General features: G+C 65.4%; 17 protein-coding genes. 13 read left to right on the top strand and 4 right to left on the bottom strand.

Annotated elements, in window-relative coordinates:
- The first annotated feature begins 122 nt into the window (after nt 1–122).
- On the top strand, nt 123–1,841 hold the full coding sequence (gene aceF, locus JLDANKMP_RS18565; protein ID WP_212561809.1) for a dihydrolipoyllysine-residue acetyltransferase: 1,719 nt from the start codon (nt 123–125) through the stop codon (nt 1,839–1,841).
- A 107-nt stretch (nt 1,842–1,948) separates the two neighbouring features.
- Nucleotides 1,949–3,757, top strand: a complete 1,809-nt coding sequence (lpdA, locus tag JLDANKMP_RS18560; protein ID WP_212561808.1) for a dihydrolipoyl dehydrogenase — start codon at nt 1,949–1,951, stop codon at nt 3,755–3,757.
- A 454-nt stretch (nt 3,758–4,211) separates the two neighbouring features.
- On the opposite strand, the gene JLDANKMP_RS18555 is transcribed toward lpdA, so the two are convergent.
- On the bottom strand, nt 4,212–5,030 hold the full coding sequence (locus JLDANKMP_RS18555) for a hypothetical protein (protein ID WP_032967007.1): 819 nt from the start codon (nt 5,028–5,030) through the stop codon (nt 4,212–4,214).
- A gap of 457 nt (nt 5,031–5,487) precedes the next feature.
- Here JLDANKMP_RS18555 and JLDANKMP_RS18550 point away from each other — a divergent pair, with 457 nt between their 5' ends.
- The 9 genes from JLDANKMP_RS18550 (at nt 5,488) to JLDANKMP_RS18510 (ending at nt 12,704) form a co-directional block, all read left to right on the top strand.
- Nucleotides 5,488–5,853 carry a hypothetical protein gene (locus tag JLDANKMP_RS18550; RefSeq protein WP_006394654.1) on the top strand — a complete coding sequence of 122 codons (366 nt, stop codon included), beginning with the start codon at nt 5,488–5,490 and terminating at the stop codon, nt 5,851–5,853.
- Nucleotides 5,854–5,884: 31 nt separating this feature from the next.
- Nucleotides 5,885–6,685, top strand: coding sequence for a F0F1 ATP synthase subunit A (gene atpB, locus JLDANKMP_RS18545; protein ID WP_005411134.1), 801 nt, complete (start codon nt 5,885–5,887; stop codon nt 6,683–6,685).
- A 73-nt stretch (nt 6,686–6,758) separates the two neighbouring features.
- Nucleotides 6,759–7,064 carry a F0F1 ATP synthase subunit C gene (atpE, locus tag JLDANKMP_RS18540; protein ID WP_005411133.1) on the top strand — a complete coding sequence of 102 codons (306 nt, stop codon included), beginning with the start codon at nt 6,759–6,761 and terminating at the stop codon, nt 7,062–7,064.
- 106 nt (nt 7,065–7,170) lie between these two features.
- A complete protein-coding gene (locus tag JLDANKMP_RS18535) occupies nt 7,171–7,641 on the top strand; it encodes a F0F1 ATP synthase subunit B (protein ID WP_005419512.1) in 471 nt (156 codons plus the stop codon).
- A 2-nt stretch (nt 7,642–7,643) separates the two neighbouring features.
- A complete protein-coding gene (locus tag JLDANKMP_RS18530; RefSeq protein WP_005411131.1) occupies nt 7,644–8,171 on the top strand; it encodes a F0F1 ATP synthase subunit delta in 528 nt (175 codons plus the stop codon).
- Nucleotides 8,172–8,215: 44 nt separating this feature from the next.
- Nucleotides 8,216–9,763 carry a F0F1 ATP synthase subunit alpha gene (gene atpA / locus JLDANKMP_RS18525; protein ID WP_005411130.1) on the top strand — a complete coding sequence of 516 codons (1,548 nt, stop codon included), beginning with the start codon at nt 8,216–8,218 and terminating at the stop codon, nt 9,761–9,763.
- A gap of 97 nt (nt 9,764–9,860) precedes the next feature.
- Nucleotides 9,861–10,724, top strand: a complete 864-nt coding sequence (gene atpG, locus JLDANKMP_RS18520) for a F0F1 ATP synthase subunit gamma (RefSeq protein WP_005411129.1) — start codon at nt 9,861–9,863, stop codon at nt 10,722–10,724.
- 37 nt (nt 10,725–10,761) lie between these two features.
- Nucleotides 10,762–12,168, top strand: a complete 1,407-nt coding sequence (gene atpD / locus JLDANKMP_RS18515) for a F0F1 ATP synthase subunit beta (RefSeq protein ID WP_005411128.1) — start codon at nt 10,762–10,764, stop codon at nt 12,166–12,168.
- A 113-nt stretch (nt 12,169–12,281) separates the two neighbouring features.
- Nucleotides 12,282–12,704, top strand: coding sequence for a F0F1 ATP synthase subunit epsilon (locus JLDANKMP_RS18510; RefSeq protein WP_005411127.1), 423 nt, complete (start codon nt 12,282–12,284; stop codon nt 12,702–12,704).
- Between the two features lie 298 nt (nt 12,705–13,002).
- On the opposite strand, the gene JLDANKMP_RS18505 is transcribed toward JLDANKMP_RS18510, so the two are convergent.
- Nucleotides 13,003–13,386 carry a GtrA family protein gene (locus tag JLDANKMP_RS18505; RefSeq protein ID WP_024957075.1) on the bottom strand — a complete coding sequence of 128 codons (384 nt, stop codon included), beginning with the start codon at nt 13,384–13,386 and terminating at the stop codon, nt 13,003–13,005.
- An 84-nt stretch (nt 13,387–13,470) separates the two neighbouring features.
- Here JLDANKMP_RS18505 and glmU point away from each other — a divergent pair, with 84 nt between their 5' ends.
- Nucleotides 13,471–14,838: a bifunctional UDP-N-acetylglucosamine diphosphorylase/glucosamine-1-phosphate N-acetyltransferase GlmU gene (glmU, locus tag JLDANKMP_RS18500; protein WP_005411125.1), complete on the top strand. Its 1,368-nt coding sequence runs from the start codon at nt 13,471–13,473 to the stop codon at nt 14,836–14,838.
- On the top strand, nt 14,807–15,340 hold the full coding sequence (locus JLDANKMP_RS18495; RefSeq protein ID WP_099527392.1) for a GNAT family N-acetyltransferase: 534 nt from the start codon (nt 14,807–14,809) through the stop codon (nt 15,338–15,340). Before glmU ends, JLDANKMP_RS18495 begins: the two co-directional genes overlap by 32 nt.
- 56 nt (nt 15,341–15,396) lie before the next feature.
- Here the strand turns inward: JLDANKMP_RS18495 and JLDANKMP_RS18490 are convergent, their stop codons facing one another.
- Both JLDANKMP_RS18490 and JLDANKMP_RS18485 read right to left on the bottom strand, forming a co-directional pair.
- Complete coding sequence (locus JLDANKMP_RS18490; RefSeq protein ID WP_005414539.1) at nt 15,397–16,749, bottom strand: ATP-binding protein; 1,353 nt, start codon at nt 16,747–16,749, stop codon at nt 15,397–15,399.
- Nucleotides 16,746–18,092 (bottom strand): sigma-54 dependent transcriptional regulator, encoded by a 1,347-nt coding sequence (locus JLDANKMP_RS18485; RefSeq protein ID WP_060380616.1) that lies wholly within the window; start codon nt 18,090–18,092, stop codon nt 16,746–16,748. Before JLDANKMP_RS18485 ends, JLDANKMP_RS18490 begins: the two co-directional genes overlap by 4 nt.
- Nucleotides 18,093–18,138 lie beyond the last annotated feature (46 nt).

The raw sequence follows: 18,138 nt of genomic DNA, 5'->3' as shown, positions 1-18,138 counted from the left end.
GACCCATGGGCAACAGCCTGTCCCGGCTGCGTGCGTACTGAAAACACCTGTAACGGTTGGCGCTGGACCCCGCTGGCCGCACAATAGACGTTTCCCTACACCAGATTGCCGGAGTTATCCCCATGGCCGAAATCAAGGAAGCACTTGTCCCCGATATCGGTGACTACAGCGATATCCCGGTAATCGAGGTGCTTGTCGCCGTCGGCGACACGGTCAAGAAGGACCAGGGCCTGGTGACGCTGGAAAGCGACAAGGCGACCATGGAAGTGCCGTCCTCGGTGGCTGGTGTGGTCAAGGAACTGAAGGTCAAGGTCGGCGACAGCCTGTCCGAAGGCAAGGTCGTGGCCCTGATCGAAGTGGCCGCAGGCGAAGCCGAAGCCGCCAAGCCGGCGGCTGCCGCGCCGGCACCGGCCAAGGCTGCTGCCCCGGCTGCCGCCACCCAGAGCGCACCGGCCCCGGCCGCAGCTGCGCCGGCCGCCCCGGCTGCCAGCGGTGGTGCGGTTGAAGCGCTGGTGCCGGATATCGGCGACTACGCCGGCATTCCGGTCATCGAAGTGCTGGTCGCCGTCGGCGACACGGTCAAGAAGGACCAGGGCCTGGTCACGCTGGAAAGCGACAAGGCCACCATGGAAGTGCCGTCGTCGGTGGCCGGCGTGGTCAAGGAGATCAAGGTCAAGGTCGGCGACACTCTGTCGCAGGGCAATGTGGTCGCCATCATCGAGGCCGAGGGCGCTGCCGCGCCGGCGCCGGCCAAGGCGGCCGCTGCGGCCGCTCCGGCTGCCGCCGAGACCGCCACCAAGGTCGAGCCGGTCGCTGTGCCGGTGCAGCCGGACAAGCTGGCGGCCCGCGAGATCGCCTCGGCCGGTACCCCGTCCAGCCCGCCGGTGCAGTTCAACGCCGATGGCGTGCTGCCCGCCAAGGTGCCGTATGCCACCCCGGCGGTGCGTGTGTTCGCGCGCGAACTGGGCGTGGACCTGCTGCAGATCAACGGCACCGAGAAGGGTGGCCGCATCACCAAGGGTGATGTGCAGAAGTTCGTCAAGGCCGCGCTCAGTGGTGGCGTGCCGGCTGCCGGCGGTGCTGCTGTCGCTGCCGGTGGTGGCCTGAACCTGCTGCCGTGGCCGAAGGTCGACTTCAGCAAGTTCGGCGAGACCGAAGTGCAGCCGCTGTCGCGCATCAAGAAGATCTCGGGTGCGAACCTGGCCCGCAACTGGGCGATGATCCCGCACGTCACCCAGTTCGAGCAGGCCGACATCACCGACCTGGAAAGCCTGCGCGTGGCGCTGAACAAGGAGAACGAGAAGGCCGGCATCAAGCTGACCATGCTCGCCTTCCTGATCAAGGCCAGCGCCGCGGCGCTGAAGAAGTTCCCGGAATTCAACGCCTCGCTCGATGCCAGCGGTGAAAACCTGACCCTGAAGAAGTACTTCCACATCGGCTTCGCCGCCGACACGCCGAACGGCCTGGTCGTGCCGGTGATCCGCGACGTGGACAAGAAGGGCGTGGTGCAGATCGCGCAGGAAACCGGCGAACTGGCCAAGAAGGCGCGCGACGGCAAGCTGGGCCCGGCCGACATGAGCGGCGGCTGCTTCTCGATCAGCTCGCTGGGCGGCATCGGTGGCACCGCGTTCACCCCGATCGTCAATGCACCGGAAGTGGCCATCCTCGGCGTCTCCAAGTCCTCCATCCAGCCGGTCTGGAACGGCAAGGAATTCGCTCCGAAGCTGATGCTGCCGCTGTCGCTGAGCTACGACCACCGCGTCATCGACGGCGCCCTGGCTGCACGCTTCACCACGTACCTGTCCCAGGTACTGGCCGACATGCGCCGCGTGCTGCTGTAAGGCACCGCTTCGCCCCCACCGTGCGGCCGCAGCCCCTGGCGCGGCCGCGTGAACAGATGCAGTGACAGCCCACCGGCCATGCCGGGCGGGCACGAGGAAAACCCACCATGGCCACGATTGAAGTCAAGGTTCCCGACATCGGCGATTACAGCGATGTGCCGGTGATCGAAGTGTTGGTCGCCGTCGGCGACACGGTGAAGAAGGACCAGGGTCTGGTAACCCTGGAATCGGACAAGGCCACCCTGGAAGTGCCGTCCTCGGCTGCCGGCGTGGTCAAGGAGATCAAGGTCAAGCTGGGCGACACCCTGTCCGAAGGCGCCGTGGTCGTGGTGCTGGACGCTGAAGGCGCCGCCGAAGCCCCGGCCAAGGCCACTGCTCCGGCTCCGGCTGCAGCCGCTCCGGCCAGCAAGCCGCCGGTGACCCCGTCGCATCGCGCCCCGGCTGAACCGGCTGCGCCGAAGCCGGCGCTGTCCAGCGGCAAGCCGGCCGACATCGAATGCGAGATGGTCGTGCTGGGCTCGGGCCCGGGCGGCTACACCGCCGCCTTCCGCGCTGCCGACGTCGGCCTGGATACGGTGCTGGTCGAACGCTACGCCAGCCTCGGCGGCGTCTGCCTCAACGTGGGTTGCATTCCGTCCAAGGCGCTGCTGCACGCCGCAGCGGTCATCGACGAAGTGGCCCACGCCGGTGATTTCGGCGTCGAGTTCGGCAAGCCGACCATCACCCTGGACAAGCTGCGCCAGTACAAGGAAAAGGTCGTCAACCAGCTGACCAAGGGCCTGGCTGGCATGGCCAAGCAGCGCAAGGTCCGCAACGTGCAGGGCGTCGGCAAGTTCATCTCGGCCAACGAGCTGGAAATCACCGCTGCTGACGGCAGCACCCAGCTGCTGCGCTTCCAGAAGTGCATCATCGCCGCCGGTTCGCAGGCGGTGAAGCTGCCGAACTTCCCGTGGGACGACAAGCGCGTGATGGATTCCACCGACGCGCTGGAGCTGGCCGAAGTGCCGGGCTCGCTGCTGGTCGTCGGCGGCGGCATCATCGGCCTGGAAATGGCCACCGTGTACAGCGCGCTGGGCAGCAAGGTCACCGTGGTCGAGTTCATGGACCAGCTGATGCCGGGCGCCGACAAGGACCTGGTCAAGCCACTGGCGGACCGCCTGAAGAAGCAGGGCATCGAAGTGCACCTGAAGACCAAGGCCTCGGGCGTCACCGCCGATGCCAAGGGCATCACCGTCACCTTCGACGCCGCCGAGGAAGGCCAGGCGCCTGCGCTGGCGCAGGGCACCTTCGACCGCGTGCTGGTGGCCGTGGGCCGCTCGCCGAACGGCAGGAAGATCGATGCCGAGAAGGCCGGCGTGCAGGTCACCGACCGTGGCTTCATCCCGGTTGATCGCCAGATGCGCACCAACGTGCCGCACATCTTTGCCATCGGCGACATCGTCGGCAACCCGATGCTGGCCCACAAGGCCACGCACGAGGGCAAGCTGGCCGCCGAAGTGGCTGCCGGCCACAAGAAGGAGTGGGTGGCCCGCGTGATTCCGTCGGTGGCCTATACCAACCCGGAAATCGCCTGGGTTGGCGTGACCGAGACCGAAGCCAAGGCCAAGGGCCTGAAGGTCGGCGTGGCCAAGTTCCCGTGGGCTGCCAGTGGCCGCGCGATCGGCATCGGCCGCACCGAGGGCTTCACCAAGCTGATCTTCGACGAAGAAACCCACCGCATCATCGGCGGTGCGATCGTCGGCGTGCACGCCGGTGACCTGCTGGCCGAGATCGGCCTGGCCATCGAGATGGGTGCGGAAGCCGAAGACATCGGCCACACCATCCATGCCCATCCGACGCTGAGCGAGTCGGTGGCGATGGCCTCGGAAATCTACGACGGCACGATCACCGATCTGTACATGCCGAAGAAGAAGTAAGGCGTCCGCGCCGTTCCGAACGAAAAGCCCCGGTTTCTGCCGGGGTTTTTTGTTGGCTGCAGGAATGTCTTCGGCTGTTGTCATCGCGAGGGTCCGGGCCACTGCGCGGGTGGCAGGCATTTCGACAAATGTCCCCCGTCGCCCGCCTGTGGCGGTCGCCTCCTCCTTTACTTTGTCGAAACGCCCGCCACCCGCGCAGTGGCTCGGCTTGCGGATAGTCAGAGCCAGTGCCAAAGCCGCCCGGATTCCTGACACGCGGGGGGAGAGGGGCTTGTGTGCGAAGTAAAGGAGGAGGCGTCGGCCGTAGGCCGGCGCCGGGGGACATTCGCACGCAAGCCCCTCTCCCCCTGCGCTCGACCAACCTGCTTCTCTGCTCGACGATGCCACAAAAAACGCGGCCCCGATGTTCCGGAGGCCGCGCCAGGAGAGAGAGTGCCGTGGAAGGGGCGGGGGATCAGAACACGAAGCTGATACCGGCCACCGGGCCCTTGAATTCCTGCTTCAGGCCGACAGTACCGTCGCTGCCCTTCTTGTCCACGTCCAGCTTGAACCAGTCGTAGCCGGCGAACACGCCGAAGTTCTTGGTGAAGCGGTAATCGACGATGGCATTGGCGCGGCTCAGGTCGCCCTTGTAGTCATCGAAGCTGCCCCAGCGCGTGTTGAGGTACTGGCCCTGCAGCGTGATCATCCAGCGCTCGGACGGCGTGAAGGTCATGCGGGCGCCCACCACAGGTGCCACGCCATCGGCCTTCTCGTCGAGGAACTGGCCTTCGTACACCGTGCCCAGGTCGGCGTAGCCCTTGGTGCTGACCTTGGCGTACTCGCCACCGATCTGCAGGCCGAGGTCGAAGGTGTCGGTATCAACCACCGAGTAGTCATAGACCAGGCTGGCCACCTGGTACTTCAGCTCACCCTTCACGAAGCTGCCGGCCGGCACGTTCTCACCGCCGAAGGAAATGCCCTGGTCGAGGGTCTCGCGGCGGTCCTTGTCGTACTTGAAGTAGTTGAACAGGAGGCGCTGACGGTTGCTGATGCGGAACATGCCGTCGATGCGCGGCTCCCATTCCTTGCCACCCAGCTTGAAGTCCTGGTTCAGGGAGATGTCCTGGCCGGCCACGGTGGTGCTGCCGCGGAGGGTGTTGTCCGAATCGATGTTCATCGCACCCAGACGGATGGCAAAGCGGTCATCGCCTTCGGCGGCGTGGGCCGCATTGGCGAACGAGGCGCCGGCAGCGAGCAGGGAGAGGGCGAGCAGGGTGGGTACGGGGCGCATCGAAGAGTCCTTGCAGTGGTTCATCAGAATGAAGGCCACTGTGCCGGACAGGCCCGTCCACCATGCGTGAACGTATGGTCCATGGCATGTGTACGGTTCAGTGCTGTCGCGACGATGCAAAAAGATGGCCCCGGAGCCGGGCTTCGGGGCCATCGTGGGACCTGCGGGGCGGAGCCGACGAGGATGCTGCAGGCAGGTCGAATGATCGGACCGGCATGTCTGACGAAAGTTCCGCAGCCTGCGACCAAAGTTCAATAGTGCGTCGCAACATGGTGCGGACGTCATTGTCCCCCTGGTGGCACGCAAAAATGTAACCGTTACCGCAACTTGCGGCTTCCAGGGATGAACAGGGAGCGGTTGTCTCGCAAATTGTCCCATTGCTATAATTTGGCGGCTCGATGAGGCCCCCCTGCTGTAGCCGCCTCAGCCCTCCACTTGCAACCACGCGGGACGTCCTGTGCTGAACTCCGTTGATGCGGGTCGGCGACTGATGCTGCGCGCCGCGGTCTACCCGCTGGCCGCAGTGGCTGTCCTGGCCCTGGCCTTCCTGCTGGTAGGTCCGAAATACGCCCTCGGCGCGCTGGCGTCCGGTGTGGCCATTTCGGCCGGTGGCTGGGTGGCGGCACGGATGGCACTGGGCGGTGGGGCACTGGCCGCAGGATCGGCGATGGCTCGCCTGATCATTGCGATCGTGGCCAAGTGGGTCGTGGTTTTCGGCGTCCTGCTGGTGGGGTTCCTGGTCTTCAAGCTGCCTGCATTGGCGCTGTTGGCCGGTATCGCCGTCGGCTTGATGTTCCAGGTCCTGGCGATGGCCAGGCGTTGACAGAATTCAATTAACTGAAGGTTCCGGACACATGGCGGGCGAGGCTCTAACCCCTACCAGCTACATCCAGCATCACCTGCACAACCTGACCGCGCCGGTCGGCAAGGGTGAGGGTATGTTCTGGCATATCCACGTCGATACCTTCCTCACCGCGGTCCTGATGGGCTTGGTGATCGTTGTCGCGTTCTGGCTGGGCACCCGCAAGGCCACCGCCGGCGTGCCGGGCAAGTGGCAGGCCTTCGTTGAAATCTGCCTGGAGTTCGTCGACCGCCAGGCCAAGGACACCTACCACGGCAAGAGCAAGCTGGTCACGCCGATCGCCATCACCATCTTCTTCTGGATTCTGCTGATGAATCTGCTGAAGATGATCCCGGCCGATTTCATCGCCAAGCCGCTGGAATGGGCGGGCGTGCACTACTGGAAGCCGGTGCCGACCGCTGACGTCAATGCCACCCTGGGCATGGCCATCAGCGTGTTCTTCCTGATGCTGTTCTTCGCGCTCAAGTCCAAGGGCCTGGGCGGCTTCATCAAGGAATTCCTGACGGCCCCGTTCGGCAAGTGGATGATGCCGTTCAACCTGATCCTCAACATCGTCGAGTGGCTGAGCAAGCCGATCTCGCTGGCGATGCGACTGTTCGGCAACATGTTCGGCGGCGAAATCGTGTTCCTGCTGATCTGGGTGCTGGGTGGTGCCGGTTTCTTCGGTGCCATTGCCGGTGGTGTGTTCGGCCTCGGCTGGATGCTGTTCCACCTGCTGGTGATCCCGCTGCAGGCCTTCATCTTCATGATGCTGTCGATCGTGTACCTGAGCCTGTCGGAAGACGCTCACTGAGTTTCAAGCTTCAACGCGTTTCAACCTTCATCCGTTTCATCACCCTTAGCAACTTAAGTTCCTGGAGATAACCATGTACTTCGCCGTCCTGACCAACTTCGCGCAGATTCAGAGCTCCACCGCCCTTGCCGTCGGCATCATGATCGGCCTGGCCGCGCTGGGCGCCGGTCTGGGTCTGGCCATCATGGCTGGTAAGTTCCTGGAGTCGGCCGCCCGCCAGCCGGAACTGATCCCGGTCCTGCAGGTCCGCATGTTCATCACCGCCGGCCTGATCGACGCCGCGTTCATCATCTCGGTCGCCGTTGGCCTGCTGCTGGCCTTCGCCAACCCGCTGTCGGCTGCCTTCGCTGGCGCCGTCACCAAGGCTCTGGCCGGCTGATACAGCGGTTTGAGACGACCGGGTGCTGATGCACCCGGTTTCGGATGAAGGCCGGATGTGCCGCTACGGCGGCGCGTCCACCCCGAAACCAGCGATCGAGCTAACCATGAATATCAATTTCACCCTTCTTGCGCAGGCGCTGGCCTTCGCTGGTCTGATCTGGATCATCGCGACCAAGATCTGGCCGCCGCTGATGAACGCGATCGAAGAGCGCCAGCAGAAGATTGCTGAAGGCCTCGCTGCTGCCGACCGCAGCCAGAAAGATCTGGCCCAGGCGCAGGAGAAGGTCAACGAAGCGCTGAAGGAAGCACGCACCAAGGCCAACGAGATCATCGATCAGGCCCACGCGCGTGCCAACCAGATCGTTGATGCTGCCCGTAACGAAGCGATCACCGAAGCCACCCGTCAGAAGGAACTGGCCCAGGCTGAAATCGACGCCGCCGCCAACCGTGCCCGTGAAGATCTGCGCAAGCAGGTGTCCGCGCTGGCCGTGACCGGTGCCGAAAAGCTGCTCAAGCGCGAAATCGACGCCAACGCCCACAAGGCGCTGCTCGACGAGCTGGCCTCGGAGATCTAAGGATGAGCCAGGCCCTCACGCTTGCCCGCCCGTACGCCCGCGCCGCGTTCGCGACCGCGCGCGACGAAGGCGCGTTCGCGCCGTGGTCGGACGCCCTGGCGTTCTCCGCCCACGTCGCCGCCGACCCGCGCGTGGCGGCCCTGCTCGCCAACCCGGAGCTGGGTCGTGACGACGCCGTCGCCCTGCTGGCGCCGGTGTCCCACGGCGAGACCTACTCGCGCTTCCTGGCCATCCTGGCCGAATCGCATCGTCTGCCGCTGCTGCCGGAAATCTCCGGCATGTTCGACGCCCTGCGCGCCGAAGCCGAGCACGTGGTCAAGGCCACCGTCACCTCGGCCGCCGAACTGTCGGCCGGTGAGCTGGACGCGATCAAGGTTGCGCTGCGCAAGCGCTTCAACCGCGAGGTCGACGTGACCACCGCGGTCGATGCCTCGCTGATCGGCGGCGCCGTGATCGACGCCGGCGACGTGGTCATCGATGGTTCGCTGAAGGGCAAGCTGGCCCGTCTGCAGACCGCGCTCGCTAACTGAATTCATTTAACGTCCGGCCCCGCTGCCGGCACTAGGACTTGACGATGGCAACCACGCTCAACCCCTCCGAAATCAGCGAACTGATCAAGAACCGCATCGAGAAGGTCAAGCTGGCCGCGGAATCGCGCAACGAAGGCACCGTGACCAGCGTGTCCGACGGCATCGTGCGCATCTTCGGTCTGGCCGACGTGATGCAGGGCGAAATGATCGAACTGCCGAACAACACCTTCGCCCTCGCCCTGAACCTGGAGCGCGACTCGGTCGGCGCCGTGGTGCTGGGTGACTACGAGCACCTGCGCGAAGGCGACGTCGCCAAGACCACCGGCCGCATCCTGGAAGTGCCGGTCGGTCCGGAACTGCTGGGCCGCGTCGTGAACGCGCTGGGCGAGCCGATCGACGGCAAGGGCCCGCTGGGCACCGACCTGACCGCTCCGGTGGAGCGTGTTGCGCCGGGCGTGATCTGGCGCAAGTCGGTCGACCAGCCGGTGCAGACCGGCTACAAGTCGGTCGACTCGATGATCCCGATCGGCCGTGGCCAGCGCGAGCTGATCATCGGTGACCGCCAGACCGGCAAGACCGCGATGGCGATCGATGCCGTGATCAACCAGAAGGGCACCGGCATCAAGTGCGTGTACGTTGCGATCGGCCAGAAGGCTTCGACCATCGCCAACATCGTGCGCAAGCTGGAAGAGAACGGCGCGCTGGCCCACACCATCGTGGTGGCCGCGACCGCTTCCGAATCGGCTGCCATGCAGTACATCAGCGCCTACTCGGGCTGCACCATGGGTGAGTACTTCATGGACCGCGGCGAAGACGCGCTGATCGTGTACGACGATCTGTCCAAGCAGGCTGTCGCCTACCGCCAGATCTCGCTGCTGCTGAAGCGCCCGCCGGGCCGTGAAGCCTACCCGGGTGACGTGTTCTACCTGCACTCCCGTCTGCTCGAGCGCGCTGCCCGCGTGTCCGAGGAGTACGTCGAGAAGTTCACCGAAGGCAAGGTCACCGGCAAGACCGGTTCGCTGACCGCGCTGCCGATCATCGAAACCCAGGCCGGCGACGTGTCCGCCTTCGTTCCGACCAACGTGATCTCGATCACCGACGGCCAGATCTTCCTGGAAACCGACCTGTTCAACGCCGGCATCCGCCCGGCCGTGAACGCCGGTATCTCGGTGTCGCGCGTCGGTGGCTCGGCCCAGACCAAGATCATCAAGAAGCTGTCCGGCGGCATCCGTATCTCGCTGGCCCAGTACCGCGAACTGGCTGCGTTCGCGCAGTTCGCCTCGGACCTGGACGAAGCGACCCGCAAGCAGCTGGAGCGTGGCCAGCGCGTCACCGAGCTGATGAAGCAGAAGCAGTACGCGCCGATGTCGATCGCCAACCAGGCACTGTCGATCTACGCCGTCAACGAGGGTTACCTCGACGACGTGCCGGTCAACAAGCTGCTGGCGTTCGAAGAAGGCCTGCACGCCCACTTCGCCAACACCCAGGGCGAGCTGGTCAGCAAGGTCAACGCCACCGGCGGTTGGGACAACGACATCGAAGGTGCCTTCAAGAAGGGCATCGCCGAGTTCAAGACCACCGGCAGCTGGTAATCGCGGTCCTGTAGAGCGGAGCCGCTGGCTCCGCTGGACCAGATGACAAACGGTTGAACAACGCGGGGCAGCAGCCCCGCGCCACGGGAAACAAGAGATGGCAAGCGGACGCGAAATCAAAACCAAGATCAAGAGCGTGCAGAACACCCGCAAGGTGACGCGCGCCCTGGAAATGGTCTCGGCCTCCAAGATCCGCAAGGCGCAGGATCGGATGAAGACCTCGCGTCCGTACGCGCAGGCGATGAAGCAGGTGATCGGTCACCTGGCCCAGGCCAGCACCGACTACCAGCATCCGTTCCTGGTCGAGCGCGAGCAGGTCAAGCGGGTCGGCTTCATCGTGATCTCCTCCGATCGCGGCCTGGCCGGCGGCCTGAACAACAACCTGTTCCGCAAGATGCTGGGCGAAGCCAAGGCATGGCAGGACAAGGGTGCGGAAGTGGACCTGGTGACCATCGGCCAGAAGGCTTCGACCTTCTTCCGCCGCGTGAAGGTCAACATGGTCGGCAGCGTGACCCACATCGGCGACGTGCCGAAGCTGGAATCGCTGATCGGTGTGATCAAGGTCATGCTCGACGCCTTCACCGAAGGCAAGATCGACCGCGTGTACCTGGTCTACAACCGCTTCGTGAACACCATGGTGCAGAAGGCCAGCTTCGATCAGCTGCTGCCGCTGCCGCCGGCTGAGAAGCAGGTCGCTCACCACGACTGGGATTACCTGTACGAACCCGATGCCGCGACCGTGCTCGAGCACGTGATGACGCGTTACATCGAGTCGCTGGTGTACCAGGCACTGCTGGAAAACGTCGCCTCCGAGCATGCGGCACGCATGGTTGCGATGAAGGCGGCGAGCGACAACGCCAACAAGCTGATCGGCACCCTGCAGCTCGTCTACAACAAGGCGCGCCAGGCAGCGATCACCCAGGAAATCTCCGAAATCGTCGGCGGCGCGGCAGCAGTCTGACCGCGTTCGTTCAAAGCACACATTAGAGGATGCAGCAATGAGTCAGGGCAAGATCGTTCAGATCATCGGCGCGGTCGTCGACGTCGAATTCCCGCGTGAATCGGTGCCGAAGGTGTACGACGCACTGAAGGTGGAAAACACCGAGATCACCCTCGAAGTCCAGCAGCAGCTGGGCGACGGCGTGGTGCGTACCATCGCCCTCGGTTCCACCGACGGCCTGAAGCGCAACCTGGTTGCCGTCAACACCGGCCGTGGCATCTCGGTGCCGGTCGGCGCTGGCACCCTGGGCCGCATCATGGACGTGCTCGGCCGTCCGATCGACGAAGCCGGCCCGGTGGCCGCCAGCGACAGCTGGGAAATCCACCGTGCGGCCCCGTCGTACGAAGACCAGTCCCCGGCCACCGAGCTGCTGGAAACCGGCATCAAGGTCATCGACCTGATGTGCCCGTTCGCCAAGGGCGGCAAGGTCGGCCTGTTCGGCGGCGCCGGCGTCGGCAAGACCGTCAACATGATGGAACTGATCAACAACATCGCCAAGGCGCACAGCGGTCTGTCCGTGTTCGCCGGCGTGGGTGAGCGTACCCGTGAGGGCAACGACTTCTACCACGAGATGAAGGACTCCAACGTCCTCGACAAGGTGGCGATGGTGTACGGCCAGATGAACGAGCCGCCGGGCAACCGTCTGCGCGTCGCCCTGACCGGCCTGACCATGGCCGAGTACTTCCGCGACGAGAAGGACGAGAACGGCAAGGGCAAGGACGTCCTGCTGTTCGTCGACAACATCTACCGCTACACCCTGGCCGGTACCGAAGTGTCGGCACTGCTGGGCCGCATGCCGTCCGCCGTGGGTTACCAGCCGACCCTGGCCGAGGAAATGGGCGTCCTGCAGGAGCGCATCACCTCGACCAAGAACGGTTCGATCACCTCGATCCAGGCCGTCTACGTTCCCGCGGACGACCTGACCGACCCGTCGCCGGCAACCACCTTCGCCCACCTGGACTCGACCGTTACCCTGTCGCGTTCGATCGCCTCGCTGGGTATCTACCCGGCCGTCGATCCGCTGGACTCCACCAGCCGCCAGATGGACCCGCTGGTCATCGGCCACGAGCACTACGACACCGCCCAGCGCGTCCAGCAGACCCTGCAGAAGTACAAGGAACTGAAGGACATCATCGCGATCCTGGGCATGGACGAACTGTCCGAAGAGGACAAGCAGGCCGTGTCGCGCGCCCGTAAGATCGAGCGCTTCTTCAGCCAGCCGTTCCACGTGGCCGAAGTGTTCACCGGTTCGCCGGGCAAGTACGTGCCGCTGAAGGACACCATCCGTGGCTTCAAGGCCATCGTCGATGGCGAGTACGACCACCTGCCGGAGCAGGCGTTCTACATGGTCGGCGGCATCGAAGAAGCGGTCGAGAAGGCCAAGAAGATGGCCGAGAAGGCCTGATCCGGGGCGGGCGGGAGCGATCCTGCCCGACCTGACGCCGGCGCCGGGCAACCGCCCGCGCCGGTGGACTCCCACGGTGGCATTGCGCCGCCGCGAACAGCGAAGAGATTTGCATGAGCACGATCCGTTGCGACATCGTCAGCGCCGAGCAGGAAATCTTCCGTGGCGAAGCGACCCTGGTCGTGGCCACCGGTGAGCTGGGCGAACTGGGCATCGCGCCCAAGCACGCGCCGCTGATCACCCGCCTGAAGCCGGGCAAGGTGGTGGTGACCACGCCGAATGGCGAGCAGCTGGATTTCGCCATTTCCGGCGGCATCCTGGAAGTGCAGCCGCAGGTGGTGACCGTGCTGGCCGACACCGCGATCCGCGCGCAGGACATCGACGAAGCCTCGGTCCGCAAGGCCAAGGAAGAAGCCGAGCGCATCCTGGCCAACCGCGGTGAAGCCATGGAAGTGGCCGAAGCCCAGCAGAAGCTGGCCGAAGCCGTCGTCCAGCTGCAGGCCCTGGAACGCCTGCGCAAGACCCTCAAGCACTGAGGTTCCGCGCTGCATCCACGAAAACGCCGGCCCTGTGCCGGCGTTTTTGTTCGGGTGGCGGGGTAGAGTCGACTGGGTAGAGTCGACTGTTAGTCGACTGCTCTACGTTCAGGCCGCGAAAATCCCGCGCTGCGCGCGTTAGTCGACTAACAGTCGACTCTACCAGTCCCGGTCCCCAGTCCCGGTCCCCGATCCCCGATCCCCGATCCCGATCCCCGATCCCGATCCCGATCCCGATCCCGATCCCGATCCCGATCCCGATCCTGGTGCCGATCCCGATCCCGATCCTGGTGCCGTCTCAGCGATACACCACGTACCGCATCAGCAGGAACGACACACACGCCAGGCCGCCTTCCACCAGCGGTTTGGCCAGCCAGGTGTACTGCAGGCCCAGCGCATGGTCCACCAGGCTCACCAGCAATGTGCTTGCCACGGTGAGCAGCAGCCATAGGCCGAAGAAGCGTGCAAATCGCTTCCATCCCAGCTTGCGGGTGCCGGCCTCGGCAAAGGTGTAGCGGCCGTTGAGCCAGAAACCCAGCAGCATGCCGGCCAGGCGCCCGGCGATGTTGGCCGGCGCCACGGGCATGCCCAGCGCGGTGGTGACCACGAACACGAGCCAGTCGAGCAGCAGCTGCACGAGCCCGATGACGAGGTAGGCGCTTCCCTGGCGGACGAGGCTCATCGGCATGGCGAAGGGAGGAGGGATGCCCATGTTAACGGCGCACGCTCTAGAATCACCGGCAACGAACCACGGACCGCCGTTCCCATGACCCAACCCCTGCACGTCATCATCCTCGCCGCCGGCGCGGGCAAGCGCATGAAGTCGGTGCTGCCGAAGGTGCTGCAGCCGATCGCGGGCCAGCCGATGCTGGCGCACGTGATCGACGCGGCCCGTGAGCTCCAGCCGGCGGCGATCCACGTGGTCCATGGCCATGGCGGCGAGGCGGTGCGCCAGTACTTCGCCGGCCAGCCCGACCTGCAATGGGCCGAACAGGCTCAGCAGCTCGGCACCGGCCATGCGGTAGCGCAGGCGATGCCCCAGGTTCCCGACCTGGCGCAGGTGCTGGTCCTGTACGGCGACGTGCCGCTGATCCGTGCGCAGACCCTGCGCGACCTGCTCGCACAGCCGGGCCGGCTGGCGGTACTGGTGGCCGATGTCGATGACCCGACCGGATATGGCCGCGTGCTGCGCGATGCCGAGGGCAAGGTTGGCGCGATCATCGAGCAGAAGGACGCCACCGATGACCAGCTGCGCGTGCGTACGATCAATACCGGCATCATCGCCGCCGAATCGACTGCGCTGCGCCGTTGGCTGTCGCAGCTTTCCAACAGCAATGCACAGGGCGAGTACTACCTCACCGATGTCTTTGCGTTTGCCGCCCATGAATACACGCCGGCCGAAATGGCGCTGGTGGCCGACGCGCAGGAGGCCGAAGGGGCAAACGACCCCTGGCAGCTCTCGCAGCTGGAGCGCGCCTGGCAGCGTCGTGCGGTACGGGCCCTGTGCGCACAGGGGGCGCGCGTGCGCGATCCGGCCCGGCTCGACATCCGCGGCACTGTCACCGTGGGCAGCGACGTGCTGATCGACGTCGATGTCGTGCTCGAGGGCAACGTGGTGCTCGGCGACGGCGTCACCGTCGGTCCGTTCAACCGTTTGAAGGACGTCAACCTTGGGCCGGGCACCGAAGTGCGTGCGCACTGCGACCTGGAGGGCGTGGTTACCGAGGGCGCCGCGCAGATCGGCCCGTTCGCGCGCCTGCGACCGGGCACCGTGCTGGCCGATGGCGTGCACGTCGGCAACTTCGTCGAGACCAAGAAGGTCACGCTGGGTGTCGGTAGCAAGGCCAATCACCTCACCTACCTGGGCGATGCGGTGATCGGCAGCAAGGTGAACATCGGCGCTGGCACCATCACCTGCAACTACGATGGCGTGAACAAGTCGACCACCACCATCGGCGACAACGCGTTCATCGGCTCCAACAGTTCGCTGGTGGCACCGGTGACCATTGGCGACGGCGCGACCATTGCCGCCGGTTCGGTCATCACCCGCAACGCGCCGGACGGCAAACTGACACTGGCACGTGCCCGGCAGGAAACCATCGATGGCTGGAAGCGCCCGCTCAAGAAGTCCTGAGCCCCGCATTCCCCGCGCCGATGAACTCGGTGTGCTGCCCGGCATCGAGCAGCGCGCCGGCGAGGTGTTGAGGGGCCATGAGGCCTATCCGGTGTTCGCCGGGCATGGCCTGGACCTGCCGACACTACAGGATGGCCTTGAACGCGGGCAGCTGTGGGTGGTGGATGCGGCTGACGGTGGCATCGCCGGCTATCTGCTTGCCGGCGAACTGGCAGGTGAGTTCCACGTGCTGCAGATGGATGTGGATCCTGCACACGCGCGGCAAGGTCATGGACGCACGTTGTTGCGCCATGCATTGGTACAGGCCCGGGCGAAAGGCTATCGCTCGGCCGTGCTGACCACGTTGTCCGACGTGCCGTGGAATGCGGCCTTCTATGCCAGCGAAGGTTTCGTCGCCGCACCGGAGGCGGAGTGGGGTGCAGGGCTGCAGGCGGTGATGGCCGAAGAGGCCGCGCTGGGGTTTCCGATGCATCTACGCGTGGCGATGCGGCAGGCCTGGTAGATGCCGGCCTCGGTCGGCATATCCACGCATCGCGTGGATCTACCCGATCGGTCCGCTCAACCCACCGGCAGCAGGATCGACACGCACAACCCGCCATCGCCGCGGTTCTGCAGTGACACCCGTCCGCCGTGGGCCTCCACGATCTCCCGCGTCAGCGCCAGCCCCAGCCCGGTGCCATTGCGCTTGGTCGAATAGAACGGCATCAGTGCGTTCTGCAGCACCTGCTCGTTCATGCCCTTGCCGCGGTCAAGCACGTCCAGGCGCAGCCACTGCGGCAGCCGGGTCAGCTGTACCTGCACATCGTCGTTGGGCGGCTCGGCTTCAGCGCAGGCTTCGTGCGCATTCTTCAGCAGGTTCAACAACGCCTGCCCGAACTGCGCGATGTCGATGCGGCTGCTCAGCTCCTCGTCCGGCTCACGTTCCATGCCGAACGGGATCTGCTGGCGCAGGCTGGACAGGAACGGCGCCCAGTGCACGGTCTGCAGCTGCGGCTGTGGCAGCTTGGCAAAGCGCGCATAGCCACGGATGAAGCCTTCCAGGTGGCGTGCGCGGTCCTCGATGGTGGTGAAGATCTCGGGCAGCCGGTCAAAGCGTTCACGCTGCACCAGCACGCCGCCGGAATGGGCGAGCGAAGCAATCGGCGCCAGTGAGTTGTTGAGCTCGTGGCTGATTACCCGGATCACCTTCTTCCAGGTCTGCACTTCCTGGCGGCGCAGTTCGGCGGTCAACAGGCGCACCAGCAGCAGGTCGTGTGGGCGGCCGTTGAGCTGGAACGCACGCCGCGAGAGGTGGTAGACCTGCTCGTCGTCCTCGTCACCATCCTCGCCTTCGGCGTGCACCGCGAACAGGCTGTCACCGCCACGGGCGATGGCATCGCGCAGTTCCACCGGCACCTGTTCCAGCACGTCTTCCAGGCGTTGGCCTTCCAGCTTCCAGCCGCCGTGCAGCAGCTTGCGCGCGGCCAGGTTGGAGAACACCACGCGGGCGATGCCATCACCGCCGGAGGCGATCAACAGCATCGCAACCGGCGTGTTCTGCACCATGGTGTCCAACAGCAGCTCACGTTGCACCAGGCCCTGCCGCTGCTCACGCAGTACATCACCCAGCTCCCGGTGTGCCTGCACCAGGTCGCCGAGCTCGTCATTGCCGGGCCAGTGCACGCCGAAGTTGTATTCGCCGTCGCGATAGCTGCTGGTGGTGCCCGCCAGGGCCCGCATCAGCGAGCGTACCGGCGCCGTGGCACGGCGCAGGGTCCACCACATCAGTGACAGCAGGATCAGCGCCGATACCGTGGTCACCACCCAGCCATGGTCCATCCAGTAGGCCAGCAGCCACGGCAGTGCCGCAGCCAGTGCCAGCACCGGCAGCAGGCGCAGGAACAGGCGGAAAGTGAACGAGCGCCGCTTCATTCGCGTGGAATACCGTGGCGGTCCATGCGCCGGTACAGCGCCTGGCGGCTCAGGCCGAGCTCGGCGGCAGCCTGGGCGATGACGCCATGGTTGCGCGCCAGCACCTCCTCGATGCGTGCGCGGTCGGGATCATTGCCTGCGCTGGGTGCCGGTCGTGGTACGACGGCTGCGCGCGGCAGGTTGAGATCGGCCACTTCGATGCGGTTGCCGGTGGCCAGCAGTTCGGCACGCTGGATCACGTTGCGCAGCTCGCGCACGTTGCCTGGCCAGGGGTGCCGCTGCAGTGCTGCGGTGGCGGCGCTGGACAGCGGCTTGCCAGCGGTCAGGAATCGCTCGGCCAGCGGCACGATGTCGCCCGGCCGGTCGGCCAGCGGCGGCAGCACCAGTTCCACCGTGTTGAGGCGGTAATAGAGATCTTCGCGGAAGGTACCGTCGCGGATCATCGCCGGCAGGTCGGCATTGGTCGCGCTGACCACGCGGACCTTGACCTGGCGCTCGCGGTTGGAACCCAGGCGCTCGAAGCGGCCGGTTTCCAGCACGCGCAGCAGCTTCATCTGCCCGCCGAGCGACAGGTTGCCGATCTCATCCAGGAACAGGGTGCCACCATCGGCGGCCTCGAACTTGCCTTCGCGCGCCTTGTTGGCGCCGGTATACGCGCCGGCCTCTGCACCGAACAGTTCGGCTTCGATCAGTTCCGAGGGCAGCGCGCCACAGTTGACCGCCACGAACGGGCCCTTGGCCACCAGCGAATTGGCCTGGATGATCTGCGCGATCTTCTCCTTGCCGGCACCGTTCGCGCCGGTGATCAGTACCGGCAGTTCCGAGCGTGCGACCTGGCAGGCGAGGGCGATGACGCGCTCGCTGGCGGGGTCGGCGAAGACCGCGCCGCACAGGTCGTACTTCTCTTCCAGCGCGTTGCGCTGGTGCAGTTCACGGCTGCGGCGCCGGTCCAGTTCGCGGCGTGCCTCGGACAGTTCCAGCAGGTTGTTGACCGTGGTCATCAGCTTGCGGTCGTCCCAGGGCTTGGCCAGGTAGTCGGCCGCACCGGCCTTGACCAGGTCCACCGCACTGCTCAGGTGGGTCCAGGCGGTCAGCAGGATCACCGGCAGGTCCGGATGGCGCGCACGGATCTGCGCGAACAACGCTTCGCCCTCCTCACCGGAGGTGGTGTCCTCGCTGAAGTTCATGTCCTGGATCACCAGATCGACCGGCTGCGACTCGAGCAGGGCCAGCCCATCGGCGGGCGTGTGCGCCTGCAGGGTGTCGATGTCGTGCAGGGAGAACAGCACGTCCAGCGCAGTACCCACGCTGGCGTTGTCGTCGATGATCAGGATCGCAGGCATCAAGCGGTTCTGCAGAAAGGGATGGGCGGCGCCGATGGAGCCGTTC

The sequence above is a fragment of the Stenotrophomonas sp. PE591 genome (genome assembly GCF_018320795.1).
Taxonomy (GTDB): Bacteria; Pseudomonadota; Gammaproteobacteria; order Xanthomonadales; family Xanthomonadaceae; genus Stenotrophomonas; species Stenotrophomonas maltophilia.
Note: the sequence above shows the minus strand (reverse complement) of the source record. Positions and strands in the feature narration are given on the sequence as shown.

Coding starts and splice junctions, on each gene's coding strand:
- atpB (WP_005411134.1), top strand. CDS start 5,885: ATGGCGGGCGAGGCTCTAACCCCTACCAGCTACATCCAGCATCACCTG.
- lpdA (WP_212561808.1), top strand. CDS start 1,949: ATGGCCACGATTGAAGTCAAGGTTCCCGACATCGGCGATTACAGCGAT.
- glmU (WP_005411125.1), top strand. CDS start 13,471: ATGACCCAACCCCTGCACGTCATCATCCTCGCCGCCGGCGCGGGCAAG.
- aceF (WP_212561809.1), top strand. CDS start 123: ATGGCCGAAATCAAGGAAGCACTTGTCCCCGATATCGGTGACTACAGC.
- JLDANKMP_RS18555 (WP_032967007.1), bottom strand. CDS start 5,030: ATGCGCCCCGTACCCACCCTGCTCGCCCTCTCCCTGCTCGCTGCCGGC.
- JLDANKMP_RS18535 (WP_005419512.1), top strand. CDS start 7,171: ATGAATATCAATTTCACCCTTCTTGCGCAGGCGCTGGCCTTCGCTGGT.
- atpE (WP_005411133.1), top strand. CDS start 6,759: ATGTACTTCGCCGTCCTGACCAACTTCGCGCAGATTCAGAGCTCCACC.
- JLDANKMP_RS18490 (WP_005414539.1), bottom strand. CDS start 16,749: ATGAAGCGGCGCTCGTTCACTTTCCGCCTGTTCCTGCGCCTGCTGCCG.
- atpA (WP_005411130.1), top strand. CDS start 8,216: ATGGCAACCACGCTCAACCCCTCCGAAATCAGCGAACTGATCAAGAAC.
- JLDANKMP_RS18495 (WP_099527392.1), top strand. CDS start 14,807: ATGGCTGGAAGCGCCCGCTCAAGAAGTCCTGAGCCCCGCATTCCCCGC.
- atpD (WP_005411128.1), top strand. CDS start 10,762: ATGAGTCAGGGCAAGATCGTTCAGATCATCGGCGCGGTCGTCGACGTC.
- JLDANKMP_RS18505 (WP_024957075.1), bottom strand. CDS start 13,386: ATGAGCCTCGTCCGCCAGGGAAGCGCCTACCTCGTCATCGGGCTCGTG.
- JLDANKMP_RS18510 (WP_005411127.1), top strand. CDS start 12,282: ATGAGCACGATCCGTTGCGACATCGTCAGCGCCGAGCAGGAAATCTTC.
- JLDANKMP_RS18485 (WP_060380616.1), bottom strand. CDS start 18,092: ATGCCTGCGATCCTGATCATCGACGACAACGCCAGCGTGGGTACTGCG.
- atpG (WP_005411129.1), top strand. CDS start 9,861: ATGGCAAGCGGACGCGAAATCAAAACCAAGATCAAGAGCGTGCAGAAC.
- JLDANKMP_RS18530 (WP_005411131.1), top strand. CDS start 7,644: ATGAGCCAGGCCCTCACGCTTGCCCGCCCGTACGCCCGCGCCGCGTTC.